Annotated in this window: 18 protein-coding genes and 1 pseudogene; 6 read left to right on the top strand and 13 right to left on the bottom strand. The window is 67.5% G+C overall.

Annotated features, from left to right (window positions below; all coding sequences use genetic code 11):
* Nucleotides 1-75: 75 nt before the first annotated feature.
* Nucleotides 76-1,536 (bottom strand): tyrosine-type recombinase/integrase, encoded by a 1,461-nt coding sequence (locus Prubr_RS08985; protein ID WP_212823710.1) that lies wholly within the window; start codon nt 1,534-1,536, stop codon nt 76-78.
* Between the two features lie 642 nt (nt 1,537-2,178).
* Between Prubr_RS08985 and Prubr_RS08980 the strand changes: the two genes are divergently transcribed.
* A complete protein-coding gene (locus tag Prubr_RS08980) occupies nt 2,179-2,745 on the top strand; it encodes a hypothetical protein (protein WP_212823708.1) in 567 nt (188 codons plus the stop codon).
* 560 nt (nt 2,746-3,305) lie between these two features.
* Here the strand turns inward: Prubr_RS08980 and Prubr_RS08975 are convergent.
* From Prubr_RS08975 to Prubr_RS08940, 8 genes are all read right to left on the bottom strand, one after another.
* The gene (locus Prubr_RS08975) at nt 3,306-3,956 is read right to left on the bottom strand and encodes a hypothetical protein (RefSeq protein ID WP_212823705.1); all 651 of its coding nucleotides are present in this window, start codon (nt 3,954-3,956) and stop codon (nt 3,306-3,308) included.
* A gap of 143 nt (nt 3,957-4,099) precedes the next feature.
* Complete coding sequence (locus Prubr_RS08970) at nt 4,100-4,591, bottom strand: sigma-70 family RNA polymerase sigma factor (RefSeq protein WP_212823703.1); 492 nt, start codon at nt 4,589-4,591, stop codon at nt 4,100-4,102.
* 216 nt (nt 4,592-4,807) lie between these two features.
* On the bottom strand, nt 4,808-6,091 hold the full coding sequence (locus tag Prubr_RS08965; protein WP_212823684.1) for a chymotrypsin family serine protease: 1,284 nt from the start codon (nt 6,089-6,091) through the stop codon (nt 4,808-4,810).
* A 469-nt stretch (nt 6,092-6,560) separates the two neighbouring features.
* A complete protein-coding gene (locus Prubr_RS08960) occupies nt 6,561-6,872 on the bottom strand; it encodes a MerR family transcriptional regulator (RefSeq protein WP_212823682.1) in 312 nt (103 codons plus the stop codon).
* Between the two features lie 96 nt (nt 6,873-6,968).
* Nucleotides 6,969-7,874, bottom strand: coding sequence for a replication-relaxation family protein (locus Prubr_RS08955; protein WP_212823680.1), 906 nt, complete (start codon nt 7,872-7,874; stop codon nt 6,969-6,971).
* A gap of 793 nt (nt 7,875-8,667) precedes the next feature.
* A protein-coding gene (locus tag Prubr_RS08950; RefSeq protein ID WP_212823665.1) for an IS3 family transposase occupies nt 8,668-10,079 on the bottom strand; the annotation gives its coding sequence in 2 pieces (ribosomal slippage) (nt 8,668-9,726 and nt 9,729-10,079; 1,410 coding nt in all).
* Nucleotides 10,080-11,177: 1,098 nt separating this feature from the next.
* Nucleotides 11,178-11,687 carry a P-loop nucleotide/nucleoside kinase family protein gene (locus tag Prubr_RS08945; protein ID WP_212823663.1) on the bottom strand — a complete coding sequence of 170 codons (510 nt, stop codon included), beginning with the start codon at nt 11,685-11,687 and terminating at the stop codon, nt 11,178-11,180.
* Between the two features lie 124 nt (nt 11,688-11,811).
* The gene (locus tag Prubr_RS08940) at nt 11,812-12,414 is read right to left on the bottom strand and encodes a tetratricopeptide repeat protein (protein WP_212823660.1); all 603 of its coding nucleotides are present in this window, start codon (nt 12,412-12,414) and stop codon (nt 11,812-11,814) included.
* Between the two features lie 445 nt (nt 12,415-12,859).
* Between Prubr_RS08940 and Prubr_RS08935 the strand changes: the two genes are divergently transcribed.
* Nucleotides 12,860-13,345 (top strand): hypothetical protein, encoded by a 486-nt coding sequence (locus tag Prubr_RS08935; protein ID WP_212823659.1) that lies wholly within the window; start codon nt 12,860-12,862, stop codon nt 13,343-13,345.
* Between the two features lie 233 nt (nt 13,346-13,578).
* Here the strand turns inward: Prubr_RS08935 and Prubr_RS08930 are convergent.
* A pseudogene (locus Prubr_RS08930) lies at nt 13,579-13,770 on the bottom strand (transposase); the annotation flags it as partial.
* Nucleotides 13,771-14,214: 444 nt separating this feature from the next.
* Between Prubr_RS08930 and Prubr_RS08925 the strand changes: the two are divergent.
* From Prubr_RS08925 to Prubr_RS08915, 3 genes are all read left to right on the top strand, one after another.
* Entirely contained in the window at nt 14,215-14,985 is a 771-nt protein-coding gene (locus Prubr_RS08925; RefSeq protein ID WP_212823657.1) for a hypothetical protein, read from the top strand.
* A gap of 74 nt (nt 14,986-15,059) precedes the next feature.
* Nucleotides 15,060-15,533 (top strand): GNAT family N-acetyltransferase, encoded by a 474-nt coding sequence (locus Prubr_RS08920; protein WP_212823655.1) that lies wholly within the window; start codon nt 15,060-15,062, stop codon nt 15,531-15,533.
* A gap of 181 nt (nt 15,534-15,714) precedes the next feature.
* Complete coding sequence (locus tag Prubr_RS08915; RefSeq protein ID WP_212823652.1) at nt 15,715-16,488, top strand: dienelactone hydrolase family protein; 774 nt, start codon at nt 15,715-15,717, stop codon at nt 16,486-16,488.
* 1,509 nt (nt 16,489-17,997) lie between these two features.
* Here Prubr_RS08915 and Prubr_RS08910 read toward each other — a convergent pair.
* Together Prubr_RS08910 and Prubr_RS08905 are read right to left on the bottom strand one after the other, a co-directional pair.
* Nucleotides 17,998-19,245 (bottom strand): IS256 family transposase, encoded by a 1,248-nt coding sequence (locus tag Prubr_RS08910; protein WP_246567914.1) that lies wholly within the window; start codon nt 19,243-19,245, stop codon nt 17,998-18,000.
* Between the two features lie 271 nt (nt 19,246-19,516).
* Nucleotides 19,517-20,572, bottom strand: coding sequence for a hypothetical protein (locus tag Prubr_RS08905; protein ID WP_212823650.1), 1,056 nt, complete (start codon nt 20,570-20,572; stop codon nt 19,517-19,519).
* A gap of 359 nt (nt 20,573-20,931) precedes the next feature.
* On the opposite strand from Prubr_RS08905, the gene Prubr_RS08900 reads away from it, so the two are divergent.
* Nucleotides 20,932-21,180 (top strand): alpha/beta fold hydrolase domain-containing protein, encoded by a 249-nt coding sequence (locus tag Prubr_RS08900; protein ID WP_212823649.1) that lies wholly within the window; start codon nt 20,932-20,934, stop codon nt 21,178-21,180.
* A gap of 195 nt (nt 21,181-21,375) precedes the next feature.
* Here the strand turns inward: Prubr_RS08900 and Prubr_RS08895 are convergent, their stop codons facing one another.
* Nucleotides 21,376-21,942 (bottom strand): hypothetical protein, encoded by a 567-nt coding sequence (locus Prubr_RS08895; RefSeq protein WP_212823647.1) that lies wholly within the window; start codon nt 21,940-21,942, stop codon nt 21,376-21,378.
* Nucleotides 21,943-21,990 lie beyond the last annotated feature (48 nt).

Genomic DNA, 21,990 nt, shown 5'->3' with positions numbered 1-21,990 from the left:
GGGCGTCCCTGATCTGGCCCAAGTCGTACGTAACCAACGGCTCTTCGGTGCCTTGCGCCTTATAGAGGGCCGTGTTCACGCGAGGTGGCTGCGCTTCTTCTTAATCCTCTCCGCGACTGCGTCGGCTGCTTGGTGGTGGAGTTCTTTGGTGACGCTTTGGTACGTGTCGCGGGTGAGTGTGGTGGTGGTGTGTCCGAGTTGTTCGGATACGACTTTGATGTCGATGCCGGCGTCGAGGGCGATGGTGGCGGCGCCGTGGCGGAGGTCGTGGAGGCGGATGGGTGGTAGTCCGGCTTTGCGGGTGAGTTTGCGGAAGCGTTGGGTGACGAGGTTGGGGTGCCAGGGGTGTCCGTTGGGGCGTACGAAGAACAGGCCGGTGTCGGGCCAGTCGGGTCCGGCTTTGAGGCGTTGGGTGTTGCGGCGGGCACGGTAGGCGGTCATGACGGCGGTGGTGTCGGCGTCGAGGGTGAGGTCGCGGTTGCCGGCTTTGCTTTTGGGGGGTTTCTGTCGTGCGAGGTGGCCGTAGGTGGCGATCTGGTTGTTGATGGTGACCTCTCGTTTGTCGAGTCGGACTTCGGAGTCGCGTAGGCCGCAGGCTTCGCCGCGGCGGGGGCCGCGGTAGGCGAGGAAGTGGAACAGGGGGTGTAGGTCGGGGTCGTGTTCGGCGGCGTAGTCGAGGAACTGGACGAGGAGTTCGTCGGTCCAGACCATGACGGGGCCGGGGATGTCGCCGGTGGTTTTCCAGTGGGCGACGCGTTCGGGTTCCCAGACGATGGGGTGTGCGCGGTGGCCTCGGGTCTTGACGAGGGTGGCGGGGTTGGCGACGCCGACGATGATCTCTTCGGCGAGGGCGTCGTTGATGGCCTTGCGTAGGGAGGCGCGGATGCGTTGGCGGGTGGCGGGGCCGCAGGGGCGGATGCCCTTGACGCTGTCGCGGATTTTCGGGTCGGGGCTGGTCTTGGCCGCTTGGATTTCGTTGGCGCGTTGTTCTATGGCGGTGAACATGTTCTTGATGTGGTGGGGGCGGAGTTTGTCCAGGGGGATGTGGCCGAGGTGGGGGATGTGGTGGTTGCGGGCGTGGGATTCGTAGCTGCGGATGGTGTTCTCGTCGACTTGTAGGCCGGTGAGCCATTGGGTGAGGTATTCGGCGACGGTGGGGGCGTCGGCGAGGGAGCCGCCGGCGCGTAGGCGTCTGCGGATCTCGTCGGGGTCGGGTAGGGCTTGGCGGTTGTGGGCGATGGTTTGGAGCATGTCGCCGATTTCGGTGCCGCGTTCGCGGTCGCGGTTGGCGAGGGAGATGAGGGTGCGGGCCTGGTCGAGTTCGTCGGCGGCGTCGGCGCGGGTGCGGAAGCCGCCTCGGCGTAGTTGGCGGCGGCGTTTGTCGGGGGTTGGGGGGAGTTCGATCTGGTAGTGCCAGTGGCCGTGGTCGGCGCTCCAGGTGCCGTTGGTGCGGCGGAGTTTGGGGCAGGTGACGCCGATGAGTTTGCCGTTGGTGTCGCGGCAGCTGCAGCGTTTGGTCAGTGAGCCGTCGGGCATCGGTCGGGGTTCTCCTCGTACGGAAGTTTGGTGTGCTCGTGGTGGGCGGCGGATTTGTCGATCGATATGGACGCGTGCCTTCCGGCCGAGGTCAAGTCGTCGGCCGGTGCGGCCGCCGCCAGCCCGGGCGGAGCACCCCACCTACCGGCGCCCGAGCTGGGTTGTTGCCGGGGAGCCTGGGCCACGGCGTGCTGCCGCGGCCCAGGCCGCACCGGGCCGGCCAGGGAAGGCCGATCCGGCCGGGAGTAAAGACAGAACCGCCGCCTGGCGCAATGCGCGGGCGGCGGTGGACGGAGAGCGGCGGTCGGGTTGTCAGGGGCCGGGCTCGGGCAAATGCCGGGAAGATGAGCGTTGTCTCTGGTGGAGTTGGGTTTTGTCCGGCTGTCCGATCGAGCATGGGCGTGGCCTGTTGGGGATGATGGCGAAGCTCCTGCAGTCCCAGTCTGGGACGAAGCCGATCCGCCAAACACGACCTGGCCTCACTACGCTGGACTTCGTGACGATGCGGTCGCCGTCGCCCGTCCCAGGCGAAGTCGGAAGGGCCTGCGTCTGCAGTCCACCGTCCGGGGCGATTTGGGGAACATCGAAGACCGACGTCACCGGCATGCGGGCATTCATCACGGGCTGGGCGAGGGAGCCGGCATGAACAGACCAAGGAAGTCGATCGTCGTGCGTGTTGGGGTGGCCGTGACGGTCGCCGCTGGCGCGTTGGTGATCGTGCAGAAGCTGTTCGGCTGCTACCCGCCTCGTGACGAGGCGGGCATGATCGAACTGTACGAGGATGAACCTCTGCTCGCCGTCGTACCCCACGGCGGCCGGCTCGTTGACGAGTATGCGCACAGTCATACCTGCGATTCGGGACACGGGGGGAGCCCGACAGGTCCGGTCTTCGCTGAGGTGATGCGGCTGTACAAGACGCCCGCCGTCTACAGCGCTGACCAACTGCGACAGCGGTTCGATCAACCGGCTGTCGGCGGCCAGCAGGATTTCCCCAGGGACGGCCAGCTCTACGACTACAGAGAGCAGCACTCACAAGGCTGCCAGGCAATGTGCCCTGGCAGCCGTCTCCGGGCATCAGGCGAGGCGCGATCATGCAGGACGGAGATCCTACCGCGCCGCTTCCGTTCCTCGCCGCTGCGCGGCTGCGGTACGGGTCGGCTTGCTACCGAACCGGATTCGAGCTGTTCAGCGGCCTCCAGGAGACGGTAGGGCCGGCCACACCGTCGGCCGCGAGACGGCCAGCACACCCGGCCAAACGCCGGCCTTCGCGGTCGCATCCCAACACGCCAGCGACGACATCCGGCAGACGAAACCGCTCGGAGCCGGATTGCGAGCACGGTGCGATCTGCTGCCGGGTCAACGTTGTGTAGCCATCCATGGCCAGTTAGCTCCCCGCTAACTGGCCGCCAGTGGGGAATCTGAACTGGCCACTGACAACCGGCGGCAGCGGCGGGCTGGCAGATGATCGAAGCCCGGGACTACCCGCAACCTTCAGTCGTCTTCTACTGCAAGCAGATCGGTGGGCGGGCGTCCCACGCCCGCGTGTCCTCCAGGTCCCACGCGGTGTACGTCCAAAAGGGGCCGGCGGGATCGGGCGTCGAGGTGGTCCTCCGGGCCAGCGCAAGAGACGGCACGACATGTGTCGTCGACGCTGGCGGCAAGTGAGGGGCGCAGAGCCATTCGGCGGCTATGGCACGGCTGGCGGTGACGGCATGACGACGCTGGCCGCATGAACCGGGCGACGCCGGGCGCCTGGAATGATGTCCGCTTCAGGAGTCGGTCGCGAGCCGCTGCAACTCTGCCAGCGGTACGGCGGTGAAACCTGCCGCCGAGGCACGGGCATACGTGTTGCTGCCCGGGATCTCGGTGAGCGGACCATGGAACGGCTCTCCGGCCAGGTCACGTGTGCTCCAGCACCCGCCCGACGTACCGAGAATGACCTGGCCGTCGACCAGGGGTGCCTGCAGGATCGTGGCGCCGAGCGTCCCGCCGGTGAGGCTCTGCGGCAGGACAATACCGAACAGCGCGCCGTCGGGTCCCCAGAGCGGCCCGGGGTTGATCCTGGCGATCGGGTCGGGCATCGGGGGAAGCTCCGGCGTCTCGACCCACACTGTGGCGCCGTCCGGGACTTCCGGCCCGGCCAGTGTGCGGACCTCCCGCAATGACATCTCGTGGTGGATGACGCCGTCGCGGCCGGTGCGGCCGGTGCGGACACCGCGGCCGACGATCACCGATGCACCGTCGGTGAGAAGGGCCGGGAGCCGGTCGGCGAGCGGGATGTCGGCACAGCCCTGTGCGGCACCGACCGGCCCGGGAGCCGTGGAGCCTGGCCCGTTGGCGCTCGCGACCGGTGATGCCGCCCCGCCCGCGCGGGGTCCTGGAACGCCGTGACCGCCGCCGGCGAAACCGCCGGCGGTCACGGCGAGGACGCTAAGCGTCGCCACCCCGGTGGCCACGAGTTGGCGCCTACGCCGAGCCTGGCGCTTCACGTGCAGCCGCGCCAGAACGACCTGCGGATCTGCGTCATCCTGGGACAGCGCATCCCGTAGTTGGTGGAGGTCCATCATGATCTGCCTCGTTCCTTGGTGACGGTCAGTCGCAGCGTGGACCGGGCGTGCGAGAGATGGGACCGAACCGTGGCGGCCGAGCAGTTCAGCACGGCGGCGATCTCCCCGTCGGTCTGGTCGAACATGTATCGCAGGACGACTGCGGTTCGTTGCTGCGGTGTCAGGGCGGACAGCAGCCGCCGCACCTCATCGCGCTGTCCGACCACCCCGGAGGCGTCGTCCTGCGACTGGTCGAGTCTCGTCATGTCGGCGGTGGACTCGGTCCGGCGCCGCCGGGTTTTCCGGAGCTCCGACAGGAACGTCCTGGTCACGACGCGACGCACGTACGCGAGGGGATGATCCATCCGGACGATACGGTGCCAACGCGCGGACACGGTCACCAGCGCGTCGGACAGCACGTCCTCGGCAAGATGATGGTCTCCACAGACCGCGCCGGCGAAGCGTGACAAACCAGCCATTTCGGCGTGGAGGAACTCCTCGAACGTCACCGACGCTGGCCCCCTGTTCCCCGTGGTGCTTGCGCGGGCAGTGTTGCATACCTACGTAACGTCACCGGAGGCGTGAATTGTGGAACCTATTCCGCTGTTCATCGGTCCAAGATCCCACGAACCCACTCTTCGCGTCGGCCGCTCACGGCGGCTGGCCAGGCGGCCCTGGGGGCACGAGGACAAGGCCGCCTCGTGCCCCCCAGAATTCCTGACGCATCATCCGACGACGAGTGAGGCCCCAAGACTGTTCGTGATCGTCCGCATCGACGTAAAGAGTATCCGGTCGCTACAGATATTGGAGCCGCCATCGTGCACGCCGGTGCAGTTCGTCCAGCCGTCCACGCCCGCCTGGATCATGCCAGTGGCCCGCACCTGGTTCGTGCCGCTAGTGGTGAAGACTGGGCCGCCGCTATCGCCCTGGATGGCGGCGAGCCCGTTGTTCACCTGGTGACCTTCAATGGTGCAGACGTTACCGAACCCCATACCGTCATTGAACAGGACACACATTCGCTCGACCTGGATGCCGCAGCGCACGCCGGAGTTTCCGCCGCTCGTGCACACCGAGTCGCCGGTGCTCACGTCACTGAAGCCGATCACAGTCTTCTTGTAGCCTGCCGCATTGTTCCAGGCGCCGTCAAACATCCAATAGAAGCCGGCGGTCGTCATCACGCGGGCCGCCCCATCGGGTGAATTCACTAGGCCGTCGCCGTAGGAAGTCGAGCTGTTGTTGCGGGCGCGGTAGTCGTGCTGCCAGCAATGCCGTGCGGTTGTCGTGCGCCGGACTCCATTAAGCCAGATCCCGAACCCGGTAGAACAGGATGTGCCATTGCCGGCGATCATGTAGCCGCCGGCATTAAACGGGGCATTGTCGTTTGAGCGGGTTGCGAACGGCGTGATCACACCGGCCGCCTGAAGAGTCACGTCGACCCCCAGTTCCGCGGAGGCGGCCTTGGCGAATGCGAGGTCCGCCGCCGGACCGGTGGTCGCAGAGGAGCGAGTCTGGCCGCCGCGAACGACGATGCCGTCGATGTTAGGGTCCAATGCAACAATCGAATTGATCTTATAGTCCTTGAAAGCCCCGCGACCCGCACTATCCGCTGCGGTCGAAGCGGCGTCTAGGAGTTTCGCACGGCTGAACTTGCGTTGCTTGATCGTCACCGTGATGCCGCGACGCTTGCCCTCCGCGAGGATCGCATGCTGGAGCTCGTTGGCTGGCCCATGCCACAGCAGCGTGGTGGACAGGCGGGCGGAGTCATTCACCGACTCGACGTAACCGCTATCCTCGATGCCGGGTTGCGTGATGATCCAGGACTTGAGGTCCATCAAGAGGTCTTGGCGGGCATCTGGGGCGGCGAGGAAGTTGCTCGAATCGGCCGGCGGCACGGTCGACGGAGGCAACTTGTCGTCGGCCAAGGCGGGCGATGCCGTCAAGGTGATACTGAAGGTCAGTAAGGTGGCTAGCGCAGCAATCGGGGTAGCGGCTTTTCGATGGCGTTGCACAGATATTCCTTCCGCTAGAATTGTGGCTCGACCAAGGAATCGCAATAGGCGTAGGAGTATGGCTTGCGACCCATTGCCCACTGCCTCCATCGTCCATGATCGTCAAGCAGAATGCGCGCATTCGGCCAACCACGAATAGAACGCCAGTCGGCGCCCGGATCTATCGAAGACAATACCGTGGCAGTATTGACCTCATCGCCCTGCTGGACATTCCTCGAAAATGCCGAAAATGCCCATAATGGTAGTATTCTGCATCCAGCAATCGGCGTCCTCTCGCTTTGGCAGGGGCATCGCATTGTTGCCTCGATTTCAACCAGCCCAACGTGTGAGGAAGTCGGGGCCGGCCTACCGAATCCGTGAAGGCAAAGGGCCGCTCCGCTATCGCGACCCTTGAGTGGCCGGGCGCGGCTGCGGCCATGAGCCTTGCCGGGCTCGTTCACCACGGGACTCGGCAAGGCTCCGACCTCTTTCAGCCGGCAGGATTCACGGGCGTCGTCGGGTGTTTGCGGAACTGCCGTCGTGGACGGGGCGCGGGCTTGTCGGGCGGGGTGAGGCCGAGGGTGGTCAGGATCGGGGCGGTGGGGACGCGGTAGTGGGTGCCGGCGCGGATGACGGGTACGGGGAAGGTGTTGGTTTTGACGAGGCGGTAGGCGGTGGCGAGGGAGAGGTTGAAGATGTGGGCGGCGGTTGCGAGGTCGGTGCTGACGCCGAGGGCGTGGATCTTGTCGGCGGTCCAGACCAGGCCGTTGTCGCTGCTGGGACGTCGTCGTCGGGCGTTCATGAATCGGGCTCCAAGCTGTCTGAATGGTCGGGTGTAGGCCGAGGGCCCGCCGTCCCCTGGGCGGGGGTGGCGGGCCCTCGGTGGTGTGCTTGGGGTTCAGGCGTTGGGTTCGGCGTCTTGGTCGGGGTCGTAGGCGGGGTCTTGTAGGTGGGGTAGGGCTTCGGCGAGTTCGGCGAGGGTGAGTAGGCCGTTGTGGCCGTGGAGCCACCACAGGCGGCCGGCGGGGTTGAGGCCGGCTTGGGTGGCGTGGTCGCGGCTGGCGGTGGCCACGGGTACGTAGCGGGTTTCGTCGCCGAGGTGTTGGTGGAGGTGGTGGGCGCGTTTGGCGGAGTGGAGCCAGAACAGGATCGGCCATCTGGGGCCGCCGTAGTCGACGAGGCGGAGGTAGCCGCGGAGTTTGCGGTGTAGTTCGGTGAGGGGTTCGGTGCCGGTGTCGTGTTCGAGGAAGAACGGCACTCGGTGGTCGCCGGTTCGCCAGATGCCGTGGCCGTCGGGGTGGATCGGGGCGGGGTAGGCGCGGAGGTCGAAGTTGGCGTGTGGGTTGGGGAAGCTGTCGGGTTCGCGGCATCTGGCTTCCGACCACCACCTTTGCAGTTCGTGGTCGGGGTGGGTGCGGGCGTGGCCGGCGAGGTCGGTGAAGAACTGGTTGACGCCGAGCCGGTGGGCAAGGACGGGGGCGACGGTCCAGCGGCGGCGCCTGGTCCTGGTGTGGCTGGGGCGTGGTGGCGGCTGGTCGCGTTGGGCGGCGATGATCTCGGCGCCGAGTTGGTCGAGGACGTAGTGGTAGGGGTAGGTGCCGCCGTCGGTCTTCAGGGGGCGGAAGCGGTCGATGACGCCGATGGTGTGGAGGCGGTGGAGGCGGCGTTGGGCGAAGTCCAGGGACGGGAACAGGGCGTGGGCGATCTGGGGCGTGGTCATGACGCCGTGGTCGGCGAGCCAGCCGAGCAGGGTGTGGTCGCGGGCGGTCAGGGTGGATTGCGCACGTAGGACGTGGTCGGACACGGGTTTCCTCTTCTTCTTTACGTGTGGATGTGGGGGTAGGGGAGAGACCGGGAAGGTCTCTCTGAGCTGGGCGGGGATCTGCCGGCAGCGGCGTGTGCGGCACTGACAGAGACCGGACGGGTCCGTTTGCGGGTCGGTCTCAAGACCGACGCACACATGTGGGCGGACACCGACGACGACACCGACACCGCAACGGGATCTGTCAACATCTGTCACGAGCGGCCGGCCGAGGATCCGGCCGCCTACGGCCAGGACCAGTCGGTTGGCCGCCTCAGCCGCGGCGCTGGCACCGCGGCGGTACGGGCGCGCGGCGGAGCGCCGGCCATCGGGTCATCCGGCGGTGCCGTCCGTGCGGGCGCCGGCCTTGGCCGGGCCGCTGTCGCCGGCGTCGGGGTGGTGGAGGGGAGCCGGCTGTCCGGCGGGGACCGTGCTCATCTACCAAACCGGGGTTTGTGAGCCCTGGCGAACGCTTGCCGGACTCACAGCCGCTCACAACCGTCGGATGGCCGAGGACCGGTCGTCGTGGACGGTACCTCTCGGATCTGTCAGCGGCCCACCGCGCCGGAACCACGGCCGGAACGACGAGCCCGCCGCCGGGTGGCCAAGCCGTGACGTGGCCGCCGCCCGCCGGAACGAGACCGCGCCGACGGACACCGGCCGAGACGGCGCCGGCAACCGCCCGGCGCCGTGCCTCGGACACCGGTGACAGGCACCTCTGACACGGGGCCTCGACCTCTGCCAGAAGTGGTCGGCGCCGTTGCGGTACGTGTCAAGGGATTGAGGCCGGCGGGAGTTAAGCAGCTTGTACCAGGGACTCGGTTTTCTGGTCTGGCTTGTTGATCCAGACCTGGGCGGGCAGGTCGAGGATCTTGGGCAGGAGTCGGCTGGTGCCGAACCGTTCCGGGTTCGCGGCGCGGGCGGCGGTCAGGGTGTCCTCACGGGCGGCGCGGACGGTGTGGTGGCGGCCGTGGTGGACGTCGGCGGGGGTGTGCAGCCCGATCCCGCAGTGCCGGTGGCAGTGGTTGTACCAGGTCACGAAGTCGGTCATGAACGTTCGGGCGTCGGCGAGGGACGCGAACCGGTCCGGGAAGACCGGCGCGTACTTCGACGTCTTGAACCAGGATTCGCTGTACGGGTTGTCGTTGCTCACCTTTGGCCGGGAGTGTGAGCGGGTCACGTCGAGGTCTTCGAGCAGGTCGGCGACGGATTTCGAGGTCATCGAGGTGCCCCGGTCGGCATGCACGACGTGCGGGACGCCGTGGGTGTCGAACACCTGGCGGATCATCGATTCCGCGAGGGGACCGGACTCGCGGGCGTGGACCCGTGCACCGACGATGTACCGGGAGTAGATGTCGATCATCACGTAGGCGTCGTAGTAGACACCTTTGGCAGGGCCGGGCAGTTTCGTGATGTCCCAGGTGTAGACGCGCCGCGGACCGTCGGCGACCAGTTCGGGACGCTGGCGGGCCGGGTGCCGGGCCTGCCGGCGCCGTTCCCGGACCTGCTCGTGCTCGCGAAGGATCCGGTACATGGTGGCGATCGACCCGACGTACACGCCCCGGTCCAACAGGGCCGCGTAGATCTGTGCCGGGGCGGTGTCGACGAACTCGGGACTGTTCAACACGTGTAGGACCTGCTCACGTTCGGCCGGGGTGAGCGCGTTCGCCGGCGTATGCCGCACCGGGCGGACCGGACTCGGCCGGCGCCGGTCACGATCGGCGCTGGAGCGGGCGATCCCGGTCAGCCGCTTCGCGTTCCGTGTGGTGGTCCCCGCACCGGTCAACCCGTGATAGGCGGCCATCAGCGTCTGCCGAGCCCGAACACGTCCGGGTCCTCCGGCTCGCTCCTGGAGATCTCCTCCAAGAGCTCGCGCGCTTTTCCCATGATCGTCAGCGCCGTCTCCGTACGCGCCAACCGGGCCTGCGTACGCTCCAACTCACGCCGCAACCGGGCGATCTCGGCCTGCTCGGCGCTGGGCCGCCCGACCGTCTGTCCGGCCGGCTTGCCCTGCAACAGGCCGGCGTCACGGGCCCGGCGCCACTCCGACATCAACGACGAGTACAAACCCTCCCGCCGCAGGAACGCCCCACCGTCACCGTCCGCGACGGCCTCCTCGTACCGGGCCAACAGGTCCAGCTTCTGCCCCGGGCTGAACGACCGACGCGCCCGCGGCCCGTCCGAACGCGGCCCCTTCTTGCGACTCATGACCCCATCCTGGGCCACCACCATGTCAACAGCAGTAGTCAACGCTTCTCGATCCCGAACTCGCCCTGCCAGACGGACTTGCTATGAACCGCTGGCCTCAACTCACCCTGGCAGACAGGGTTGACATCGGATGTCCGGGGACCCGTGCCATCGGCGTCCGTCTCTTGACATGGCGTCCCGGGGGCCGGAATGGCAGAGGCGCTGTGAGATGTCCAAGGGGCCGGGCGCGACCGCCCATGACAGCCGCCGTCGATGTCATGGGCGAGGCCGCTGGCATCGCCGGCCGCCTGTGACACGAACATGTCACAGGCGCCCCTGCCACCCTGCCCGCCAGGGACGCCGTTGACGCGGGACAGATCGGCGAACCGTGGACGATGACCGGTGCCGGGCGACGGTGTGGAAGGACGTCTCCTCCGCGCCGACCCTCGACGGCCGTCCGCCGCTGCCCGCCGCGTCCGGCCGGACCCCGGTTGGCCGGCGTTGGCGCGGCCCGCTTGTCCCGCATCTACCAATCGGCGTTTGTCAGACGTAGCGAACGCCTGCCGATCTGACAGGATCTGACAGCCCTCGGGCTCACAACGCCCCGCTAGCCCCTGACAGATGCGGAGCGTATCTGTCAGTGATTCCATGAAACTGACAGGGCAGCTCACGCCGCTATCATCCAGTTCGGATCAACGCATGATCCTTACTGAAGGTAGTGTTCGCGGGTTCTGGTTCAGGGGTCGCGCGTACCCGCGGTCGTTGCGGCGACCGATCTGACAGAGCGCCGTCGACTCCCGCTGTCAGATCCGGCCGCCCGCCGTTCCGGGCGCCGGCAGGCGACGGTCACGGTCAGACCTGGGCCGAGAATGCGAACAATCCGGACTAGTTCGCGGTCGAGCGGCCCTGTCAGGACGGTGTCAGATCGCCAGGCGTTCGCCACGTCTGACAAACGCCGGTTGGTAGGTGGGAGACGAATGGGCGCCGGTCGCCCTGGCCGGAGACGGGCCAGCGCTACCCTGTGGCAGCGGCCGCCTACATCGGGTTCCGTAGTCCGTCCGGCTCGGCTGGCGGAACACCGGGACGTGCGACCGCCCGCCGCACGACGGACGGAAGAGGTCATCCCCGTAGCCGCGTCAGGACGGCCTCGGCCACCTCTTTGGGCGGCTGTGTCCCGTCGATGAAGGTGGCGTCGGTCAGCGAGCCGAACGTGGTCAGTGCCTGGTCGACATGGTCGTGTCGCCACCGGCGCGCCTTCACCTCCACCTGGTCCGTGTCGATCCGGGCCCGCAGCCGGTCCTCGGGTACGGCGAGCACGAACTCATGGACCTCGACACCGGCGCCGCGGATGCCGCCCAGGATCTCGGCCCGGTAAGCCGCGTTGATCAGGCTCATCGGGGCGACCCACGGATGCCGGTACTGCCGGGCCAGGCCGGTCATCGCTTCGATCACGAGGTGCCGCCACAGCGGCAGATCCTGGAAATCGCCGGTCGGTGACTCGACGAACGGCATCAGCATGAAGCCGACGTACTCGGGGTCGAACAGCTTCGCCCCGTCCAACCTCTTGGTCAGCAGGCCCGCCGCCGTCGTCTTGCCCGAACCGAACGCGCCGTTGATCCAGACAATCATGGGAAGGATCGTGCCCTCGCGCGGCAACACCGGATCGCACGAGCGTCAGCCCGTCGCCGTGATCCGGTCCAGCCAGGCGCCCGATTCACCGACAGGGAATCATCGATTCGATGATCGGCCGGGGCTAACGGGCGTCGGCAGTGGCGGCGTTGTCGCGTTGTAGTTCCTGCACCAGAGCGTCGATGTGGTCCTGCTGCAGGCCCAGGGACTGGCGTGCCCGGTAGCGGCCGCGGGCCAGCAACTCGGTATCGAAGTCGTCGCGTAGGTCATCCAGGTCGAGATCCGTGAGGTGGCCGTGGTGCGATACGAGGCCGGCGGTGAACCAGCGGACGGCCTGTTGGGCATACCCGTGTTCCTCGAGAGCCTCACCGATGACACTGAACACGTCGGGGTGCTCGGGGTGGAGCCGACGCGCTTCGGTGATCATGGCCATGGCTTCGTCAGGTCGGTGCCGGTCGAGCAGGAACGAGGCGTAGTCGGCCTGCGCGGCGCCGGGTTCGCCCTCCTCGATCCCGAGTGCCTGGCGGAACACCTGCTCGGCCAGGTCGTGTTCGCCGAGGATCGCGTAGTACTCCCCGGCCTGGCGCAGACTGGCCGCCTGTTCGGCGCAGTTGTGGCCGGCGTGGGCGATCGACAGCGCCTCGGCGTGCGCACGCCGTTCGGCGTCGGTGAGCGGGACGAAATCCTCGTCGCCGGGGCGGGGATCAGTGCGGCTTCTACGCGCCATGCCACCACCCTAACCACGGCGTCCGCTGCCGGGCCGTCACACCACGGCGGGACCAGCGGCCGTACGGCACACCACCCAGCAGACCAACGTCCCCGGCACACCACCAGCACGCCGAACATCAGCCACCGCCGTAGCGCCGATGAGGCGTGAACAGTGGCCCCACCGGCACGACGCTGCGGCCCGTACCCCCGAACACCGTCACCCGACCTCACGGCCCCACACCTGTTCCGGAGCGCGGCCCAAACGGCACAGCAGGCGACCGGGTCAGCCCGGCGCCCGTGACGCACCATCCCCCGGCCCGTACGGCAGCAGCGGGGGATGGGCGCCCCGGACGACTTGAGTTCCGGCAAAAGGTGAGCGTCCATCGTCCTGGTCGACGTCGAAACCGCCCGCACCCCAGGCTTCCGCGGCGACCGACCGCACCCGTCACCAGCCGGAGGTCGAAATGCCCGTTACGCATCCCGCTCACGAACAGGTCGAAGACGTACCAGCGGACGTCACCGACGTACTGCTCTGGCGCATGGCCACCAAGGTCATCGCCGCCCACCAGCCCCACCCCGAACGACCAACCCGATGCACGAGCCTGCTCTGCACCGGACAGCACTACCCCTGCCTGCCCGTACGCACCGCCCACCGCGCCCAGCAGATCTCCCGCCGCCGCCCACCAGTGGCAGCGGGAGCACCCAAGACGGCGACATGCCGCAGCGCGGCGCCAATGAGCACCCAGTCCGACGGGCGCGCGCCGCGCCAGGCGTTCATCGACTGGTACGACGCCACCCGAACCGCGATCACCTCGGCCCGGATCATCCCGCCGTCATGGTCGCTGCACCCAAACCCGTCGCTGGTTGGGCCAACACGGGTGACCGGGCGAGCACTGGTGCCAGGCCGGGGCAGCCGGCCGCCGTCGGCTGCACTGGTCGTCGGGACATGATGAGCAGGCTTATCGAGGCGCGGCTGCGCACCCCCGCAGGCGCTCGCTCCGGGCCAATCGTCGTCGGCGCATCGCACAGCGGGAGTGCTCGGTCCTGCTGCACCTACTACTCGTGGCTGTAGTGGCCGGGACGGCTTGGAAATTCTCGAGACCGGCGCCGGCGATCGGTCGAGGGGAGAGCGGAACGACGTCTACACGTTGCCCGATGGACCGTCACCCGGGGCCAGGCGCTAAAAGTCCAAGGGGGCGGTCCGCGAACTGCGTCCGGGTTCCAGAGCCGCGATCATCGAGTACGGCCAGCCCGGAATCATGATGGCCTGGCCTTTGCCGCGGCCGCAGGTGTGGCACAGGATCCGTTCCGGCGAGGTCTGTGCCTCGGGCCGCAGCCAGCATGTGATGTCCACGGCCAACACCAGCCGCCCGTCCGGGTCAGGTAGTCGCGGAGTTCAGCAGCCGCGACACGGCCGAGAAGGCCGTTCCCTCGAGCACGATGTCGGTGAAGAGCCGGTGCCGAAGGGGACTGCCGCAGCCGTGGCCTTCTGGTACCGGCGTGCCCCGAACCTGCACCCGGCCGAGATCGGCGTACGGATCGAAAGGTCCGAGCGCACGGTCCGCCGCTACTGGCCGCCCACCCCGGACGGGATCCCTCCTCGAGGGCACTGGAGTAGTAGATCTGCGCGGCAGCGGTGACCACCGAAGGCGCGGTGCCGACGCAGGGTCGCGCGGGTTCCTTGGGCTTGGGGGAGCGGTATAGGCGCTGCACTGAAAGGGTGCTCCTTGGTGCGGGCCTCGACGAAACGTCAGTGGTCTGCGGACCTGACCGGGGCGGGGTAATGCTGCGGTATCGCCGGGTGGCATCATTCGGCGACGTGAGCAGAGACGACAGTGACGAAGCGTTTGTGATCGGGCTGTGTAGCAAGGTGTTGGGCGAGCAAGCCGAGACGCAGCACCGGTTCGAGTGGCTGCTCGGTGACCCGTCTACGAACGGACGACGGGTGATGCTGCCCGTCGATGGGTACTGGCCCGGCCATCAGCTCGTCGTCGAGTATCGCGAGCAGCAGCACGACCAGCCCGTGGCGCACTTCGACAAGCCTGGCACGCTGACCATCAGCCGAGTTCACCGCGGCGAGCAGCGGGCTTTGTACGACGCGCGGCGGGATACCGAGATCCCTGCCCACGGATTGCGGCTCGTCGTGATCCGTCCCGGCGATCTGGATTCCGACAGCCGTGGCCGGCTGCGCCGCAATGTGGACTCGGACCTCGAGGTCATCCGCAAGCTGCTCACCCGTGAGAGCGACGAGGACCGGGTCATGGATGCTTTTCGAACCTGGTTGATCTCCCAAGGCTGGACGCCTGTCGCGCCGACCGATCCGTGGACCGACATCGAGGCCGTCCGGGGAGGCGAGCGTCTGATTGGTGAGGCGAAGGGGAGGACCAGCGAGCCGGGCACCGATGCCGACATCGCATACGGCCAGCTGCTACGCCGAATGACCGGCGTATCCACCGACATCCGCTACGCGTTGATAGTGCCGACTACCTCCGTGCGTGCCGTCCAACGGGTTCCCACCCACGTCCGGGACCTGCTACGCATCTGCCTGTACGAGGTAACCGCCGGCGGGGAGGTGCGGCAGCTTCACTGACACGTAAGGCGTTGTCAATGCCGGCTACCTGCCACAGTGGAGTGTGACCTGCAGCCGATCGAAGGAGTGCCAGAATGAGGATCAAGCCGATTGATGCTGCGCTGATCCCACAGGTCATGGCCGTAATGGCGACAGGCGTACCTTTCATTCGGGTACGCGGCGAGTCCGACTACTGGCTCTACGCGACTCTGTTCGCCTCCACATGCCCGGTAGCCCTGGTCGACGGCGAAGTCGTCGGTGCGATGATCGCGATGCGCGACCAGGAGACGCCGCAAGACGTCTACATCCAGGACGTGATCACGCACCCGCATTTCCGCCGTCACGGAGTCGCCGGCATGCTCATCGACAGCCTGGCTGCCCGTGCGACCGCTTGGGGATGCCAACGCCTCTGGCTGACCTCCGAACCCGATAACCGTCCAGCGCACGCCTCCTGGATAGCACTCGGCTTCCGCAACCTTCCCGGTGACCGTACCGAGCACGGCGTCGAGGTCGTCAACGACTTCAAGGGACCAGGCAAAGACCGAGCGGTCTACCAGTTCGACCTGTAGGAGAGCACGCATCGCATCGACGGAGGGAACCAAGCGCGTAGGTCAGCCCGAATACCCGACCGAGAGGCATACCAGCGACACGGTTCCTGCCGTGGTCGGATCTACAGAACGGCACCGGTCAGACCAGCACCACCAGCCTCGTTCCGGCGACGTTTGGCCACACCGCTGCTTGGATGGCGTCGTGCCCGAGCCGATCGAGTGGATCAAGCAGTGTGTGGCGGCGGACGACGTCGTTGAGCGGTTGTTCGTCCTGCGCCGGCCGTCGGGTGCGGTACCGGGCGTTGTGTGGTTGCCGCCCTCGGCCGATGCGCTATGCCCGTTGGTCCTGCTGGGGCATGGCGGTAGCGGGCACAAGAGAAGCGCGCGGATCGTCGACCTTGCCCAATGGTTCGTCGCGCGTTCCGGTTTCGCGGCGGTCGCGATCGACGGCCCGTATCACGGTGACCGCATCCCGGATCCGTTGCCGCCCGCGGAGTATCAGGCCCGGATTGCCCGGGAGGGGATCGAGGTCGTTCTCGACCGGATGGTCGACGACTGGCTGGCGACCATGAACGCCCTCGCTGGCGCGGGCCTCGCTGACATCAGCAACGTCGGATATCTCGGGATGTCCATGGGAGCCCGGTTCGGCCTACCTCTGACGGCGACCATGGGCGCCGGGCTGCGGTGTGCAGTCATCGGCAAGTTCGGGCTTCGGCAGGGCCCCGGTGTGCACGAGGGCCTGGACGCGCCGCAGCGCGTCGCCGCCGACGCCCGACGGGTCACCGCCCCGGTGCTCTTCCACGTGCAGTGGCACGACGAGATCTTCCCCAGAGACGGCCAGCTGGCGCTCTTCGACCTGCTCGGCTCGCCAGACAAGGCACTGGCCGACTATCCCGGCGGCCACGCCGAGACCAGACCCGCGGCTGTCGGCCGGTGGCGCGAGTTCGTCTCCCGCCACCTGACCCGGAGCACCTGAGCCTGCCGGCCTCGCACCGGCCGCAGGTCGCACCGGTTCCCGAAGACGGTACGTGGCAGGTGGCTTTGTCGGTCAGTTCGGGCGCCGCCCGTCAGCCACTTTTCAGTGCCACTACGTTCTGGAGCAATTCTGCGTCGGTGAGTTCCTGCGCCCCTCAGTCGATGCCAGTCACGCTGACCTGGTTATTCAACATGCACTCAAAGGCTCGTCGCCCGGCACAGGGCCGTCGGCGGGCGGACATCTACTACAGTACAAGCTGTGCCTGAGGCGGTGACCATCACCTTCGCGTCTGACGCTCACAACGTTGGCGTGGTGCCGGTACTGCATGGCCACGACGATGGGAAGGGGTTGTTCCACATCCCCTTCGACGTAGTGTCGCAACGAACCTGGTCGGCATACGACGCCGCCCGCCAGGTAAGCGGGCCCGTACTCCTTGCACAAGATTTGCCCGTGATTACCGCCCCGACAGGATCCGGCAAGACCGAGGCGATCCTCAGATACCTTGCTGAACTCGTTGCGAGCGTCAGGACGGACAAGCCGTCGATCGTCTCCATCACCCCACGGCAGGTTGTCCGATTCCTCGCGCGGAGCTTGCCCTCGGAAGAGCCCGCGGCCCACGTCGTGACGGCTGGCTCGGGCGGTGACCCGCCGTTCCGGTCCTGGTTTACCGAGTCGGCCAATCGCGAAGAGTGTGCAGGGCCGGCCTGGGTGCCGGAGTCTCTCAGCTCGATCGAAAGGGTGCTGGGCTGCAGTCGAGCCACGGCTCAACTCGCGTACGTGCCGGACGGCGAACTGACACCACTAGCAAGCCCGGCTGATCGAGTGCGACAAATACTAGACGCGCTAGTCCGCGTCTGGCCCGCTGCGGGTAGGTCGCACCGCCTTCTGCAGACGATCTTGGTCCACCTTGCGGTGCTGCTCATCGCCCGTCGCTGTCTCCGAGCACCTGCACGCGAGTCCCGTGCGGCACCGACCGGTGCTCGCGGTGCGGCCGTTCGCGGCGGCCCTCGCGGACCCAACAACGCCCTGCGTACGAAGAGGTCGGCCGACATAGGCAGGGCGCTAATCGCCGCGTAGGCGTAGCCGCTCCCTGCCACCTTCGCAGGGAGTTATGAGTGCCCAACGCATCCGCGCCCCGTCCCCGCCGGTCACCGCCTACCAGTGGTCGTGGTGGCCCAAGTTCGTCGCGTCGTGCCTCTGTGAGCAGCCGCCTCTCGGCCGGTGCTGGCACCATCGGAGCGGTAGCCGGCAGCGGCTTCGCCCACACGGCGGGCGCCCCTTGGCCGGTTGTACTCGCCGCATTCCTTATCCCTGCAGCACTCGGTGTGCTGCCACAGGAATCCAGTCACCGCCTCAAGCTCCTGCTAGCGGTGCTTGAACACCTGAGGTGGCGCTCCGAACAGAGGTCGTCTCGACGGCCAGAAGGGCAATGAGTCTCGACGTTTTAGTGGGTCACGTCCACGGTGGTGGTGTATGAGCTGACGGCCACCGGTTGATCCTGGGATGAGCTTATGCGGTGGTCAGTGCGGGTTTGGGTTGCGGCACGGCGTCGGGTTGTTGGTTTTCGGGGGTTTCCTGGCGGGCTTTGGTGAGGAGTTCGGGCCCGATGTAGCGGCGTTGTTCGGTCCATTCGTCGGTCTGTTCGGCCAGGACGGCTCCGACGAGGCGGATGACGGCGGCTCTGTTGGGGAAGATCCCGACGACGTCGGTGCGGCGTCGGATTTCCTTGTTCAGCCGTTCCTGTGGGTTGTTGGACCAGATCTGGCGCCAGATCTCGTGTGGGAAGTTGGTGAAGGCGAGTAGGTCCTCGCGGGCCTGGTCGAGGTGTTCGGCGGCGGTGGGGTACTTGGCGTTGATGGTGTCGACGACGCGGGCGTACTGGGCGCGGACCTCGCCAGGGTCGGGCTGGTCGAAGATGGTGCGGACCATGGTCGCCACCCATGGTTGGGCGCTTTTGGGGACCTTGGTGAGCAGGTTGCGTAGGTAGTGGGTGCGGCAGCGTTGCCAGGACGCGCCGGGTAGGGCGGAGCCGATCGCGTCGACGAGGCCGCGGTGGGCGTCGGAGATGACCAGGCGGACGCCTTTGAGGCCGCGGGCGGTCAGGCCGCGGAGGAACGCGATCCAGCCGGCGCCGTCCTCGCTGGCGCACACGTCGAGGCCGAGGACCTCGCGGTGGCCGTCGGCGTTGACGCCGACCGCTACCAGGCAGGCGACGTTGACCGTGCGGCCGTCCTCGCGGACCTTCATCGTCAGCGCGTCCAACGCCACGAACGTGTAGTGGGCGGAGTCCAGGGGCCGGCTTCGGAACGCCTCGACCTGGGCGTCGAGGTGCTGCGCCATCTGTGACACCTGCGACTTCGACAACCTGGTGACGCCGAGCTGCTCGGCGAGTTTCTCGACCCTGCGGGTCGACACCCCGAGCAGGTACGAGGTGGCCACGACCGTCACCAGGGCCTGCTCGGCGCGGCGTCGGTGTTCCAGCAGCCAGTCCGGGAAGTACGAGCCGTGACGCAGTTTCGGCACCGCCAGCTCGACCGTTCCGGCCCGGGTGTCCCACTGTCGGGCCCGGTAGCCGTTACGCGAGTTCGTCCGCTCCGGGCTGCGCTGGCCGTAGTCGGCCCCGCAGACCGCGTCGGCGTCGGCGGACATCAACGCGTTCGCGAACGCGGTCACCATCGCCGCCAACACGTCCGGGCCACCCTCGGCCAGTTGCTGGCGTAGCAGGTCGGCAGGGTTCACACTCTCTAATGCGGTCATCGGTGCGGTCTCCTTCAAGATCTTGGTCGGTCTCTGAAGGATCAATCCGATGGCCGTTCATCTCGTTACGGGCGAGTCAAGGACCCGACCGTCGTACACCACTCCCGTGGACGTGACCACGTTAGTGGGAGCTGCCGTCACCCTGGCTCGGCCAGCTACCACAGCCGCACGCGGCTGGAGTTCCCCGGGAGTCAGTGTCAATGGCCATCGGGAGGAGCGGGTAGCAGCCGGCAGCGGTGCTCGGCTCGCTCGATGCCTTCCGTTCCCGGCGTCAGAACGGAAAGCGGTACGGCCCGCGGCTCACACGGTGGTAGATCTCGCGCAGCCACGGCTGACGGACCTCGGGTAGTCGCGCCAACGTGTCGAGGAACACGACCACGTCCGGGTGGAACGCCCGACGTGGCAGCGGTGGTGGCGGGTCGTCGCGGCGGGCGTCGTCGGGCATCGCGCCGGCGCCCGGAACGGGTCTGCGGTCGTGGTGGAACGCCAGGTACGCCCAGACATCCCAAGGCAGCGGCACCACGTCCACCGAACCGGACGGTGCCCAGTCTTCACCGCTCTGCGGGTGCTGTGGGACGAGGCCGATGTCGGCGGTGACGGCGGGCAGGCCCGGCCCGGCCAGGGCGAGCGTCCGGGCCGTCGGTCCGGGCGGGAGCAGGGCGTCGAGAGTCCGGCGGAAGGTCTCGGCGACCAGGCCGTCAGGGACCGTCACCCGGGCACCGGTCGAAAGGACCAGCAGCCGGGCCAGGGCCACCGCTACGGCGGCCTCCCACAACGGGTTCCACTGTCCGTCCGGCTCGACCGGCTCAACACCGGGACGTTCCGCGCGCAGTGCGTCCCAGCCGACCGTCCGCTGGGGGGAGGCGTCGCCGTCGACGCGGTGCACGGCGTCCGGGTCCAGCCACACCGCCTGCCACAGCGAGCAGTCGTCGACACGGGTCGCCACCAGCCGTCCGCACCGGGCGCACGCCAGGTTGGGGCCGTCCTGGCCGTCCAACCCGCAGCAGTTACCGCCCGCCGGCCCCGGAATGAGGACGGTCCCTCCTACGTCGCCCGGCGCCACCACGACAGCCCCACGCGGCCCGCACGACAGCGCGAAAACCGGCGCGTACACCCCGTGGGCCTCCGCCTCGACCGCACCGAACTCGTCCCATCGCAGCCACGGCGGCCCGAAAGGCTCGGGATCCACCGCGTACGTCCCAGGCTCCATCAGCACACCCAGCAACAACCCGTTGCCGACCTGCTGATGGGCCTGGACAGGAAACGCCACCCGCGACACCGGCACGGTCAGCACGGCACCGCACCCCGTACACGCGAACACCGTCATCCGACCTCCCGGCACCACACCGGAACCTACTCCGCGATACGCCCAAGTCAGCAGCGCGGGAACGGGAAAGCCAGGTACGCATCACGCATTGGTCGACTCGAACCGAGCAGTGAACCAGGAACGGCCCGACCAGGACGACCTGATCTCCGGCAAAAGGTGAGCGTCCATCGTCCTGGTCGACGTCGAACCCGCCCGTACCCCGAGGGCTTCTGCGGCGACCGACCGCACCCGTCACCAGCCGGAGGTCGAACATGCCCGTCACCCAGCCCACTCACGACTAGGTCGAAGACGTACCGGTCATGGGTGACCGGCTGCGGTGTGCGGTTTTCGGTAAGTTCGGGCTTCGGCAGGGCCCCGGTGTGCACGAGGGCCTGGACGCGCCGCAGCGCGTCGCCGCCGACGCCCGACGGGTCACCGCCCCGGTGCTCTTCCACGTGCAGTGGCACGACGAGATCTTCCCCAGAGACGGCCAGCTGGCGCTCTTCGACCTGCTCGGCTCGCCAGACAAGGCACTGGCCGACTATCCCGGCGGCCACGCCGAGACCAGACCCGCGGCTGTCGGCCGGTGGCGCGAGTTCGTCTCCCGCCACCTGACCCGGAGCACCTGAGCCTGCCGGCCTCGCACCGGCCGCAGGTCGCACCGGTTCCCGAAGACGGTACGTGGCAGGTGGCTTTGTCGGTCAGTTCGAGCGCTGCCCGTCAGCCACTTTTCAGTGCCACTACGTTCTGGAGCAATTCTGTGTCGGTGAGTTTCGGCGCCGCTCTGTGTGGCTTCGATCGCTGATCGTAGCCAACGTGTGGCGTCATAGGGGTGGCAGTCGATCGCTTGGGTTGGGTGATCGACGCTCGATCAACCAGTACAGGTAGATCCGTAGATCGTCACTGAGCGGCCCAACCAGATACGAAGCGAAGTCTTGCAGTCCAGCGGCGGCTTCTCGCTCGTCCGCACGTTCACTCGCGATCCACCGCTGAGATAGCTGCTCGACGTATTGGATGACGCGGTCGCGCTCTCGCCACCATATGCGTACGGCGTCTGGTGTCCACCGGTCGTCGCCGTCACAGCCGTAACCGCCGAAGGGATCGTCCCACGCGGCTTCGGCGAGCGCAGCGACCTCGGCCGTCGTTCGCGGCTGGCGATACACGAACTCGGAGAAGTACTCGCCGCCGTAGAGAACGTGTTCGGGGGCATGCAGTCGCCCGGTCCAACAGGTGTCCGTTTCACCTGTCCAGAACGGGCCGGGAACATTGAGCCAGAGAAGATCATCCCAGCGGCCTCTGAAATCCCCACGTTGTTCGGGCGTCAAGGCACTTGTCGGGTCCCAGTACAGCGACACGATGCCCCACTCTCCAGGTGTGTCGACGCCCGTCATCGACTGCCTCCATTGTCCGCTGACCTTTAGGCGGGCGTGGTTCGGGGG

Source organism: Polymorphospora rubra (assembly GCF_018324255.1).
Classification (GTDB): Bacteria; Actinomycetota; Actinomycetes; order Mycobacteriales; family Micromonosporaceae; genus Polymorphospora; species Polymorphospora rubra.
The sequence above is the reverse complement of the archived record's forward strand: the minus strand, read 5'-3'. Positions and strand labels throughout refer to the sequence as shown.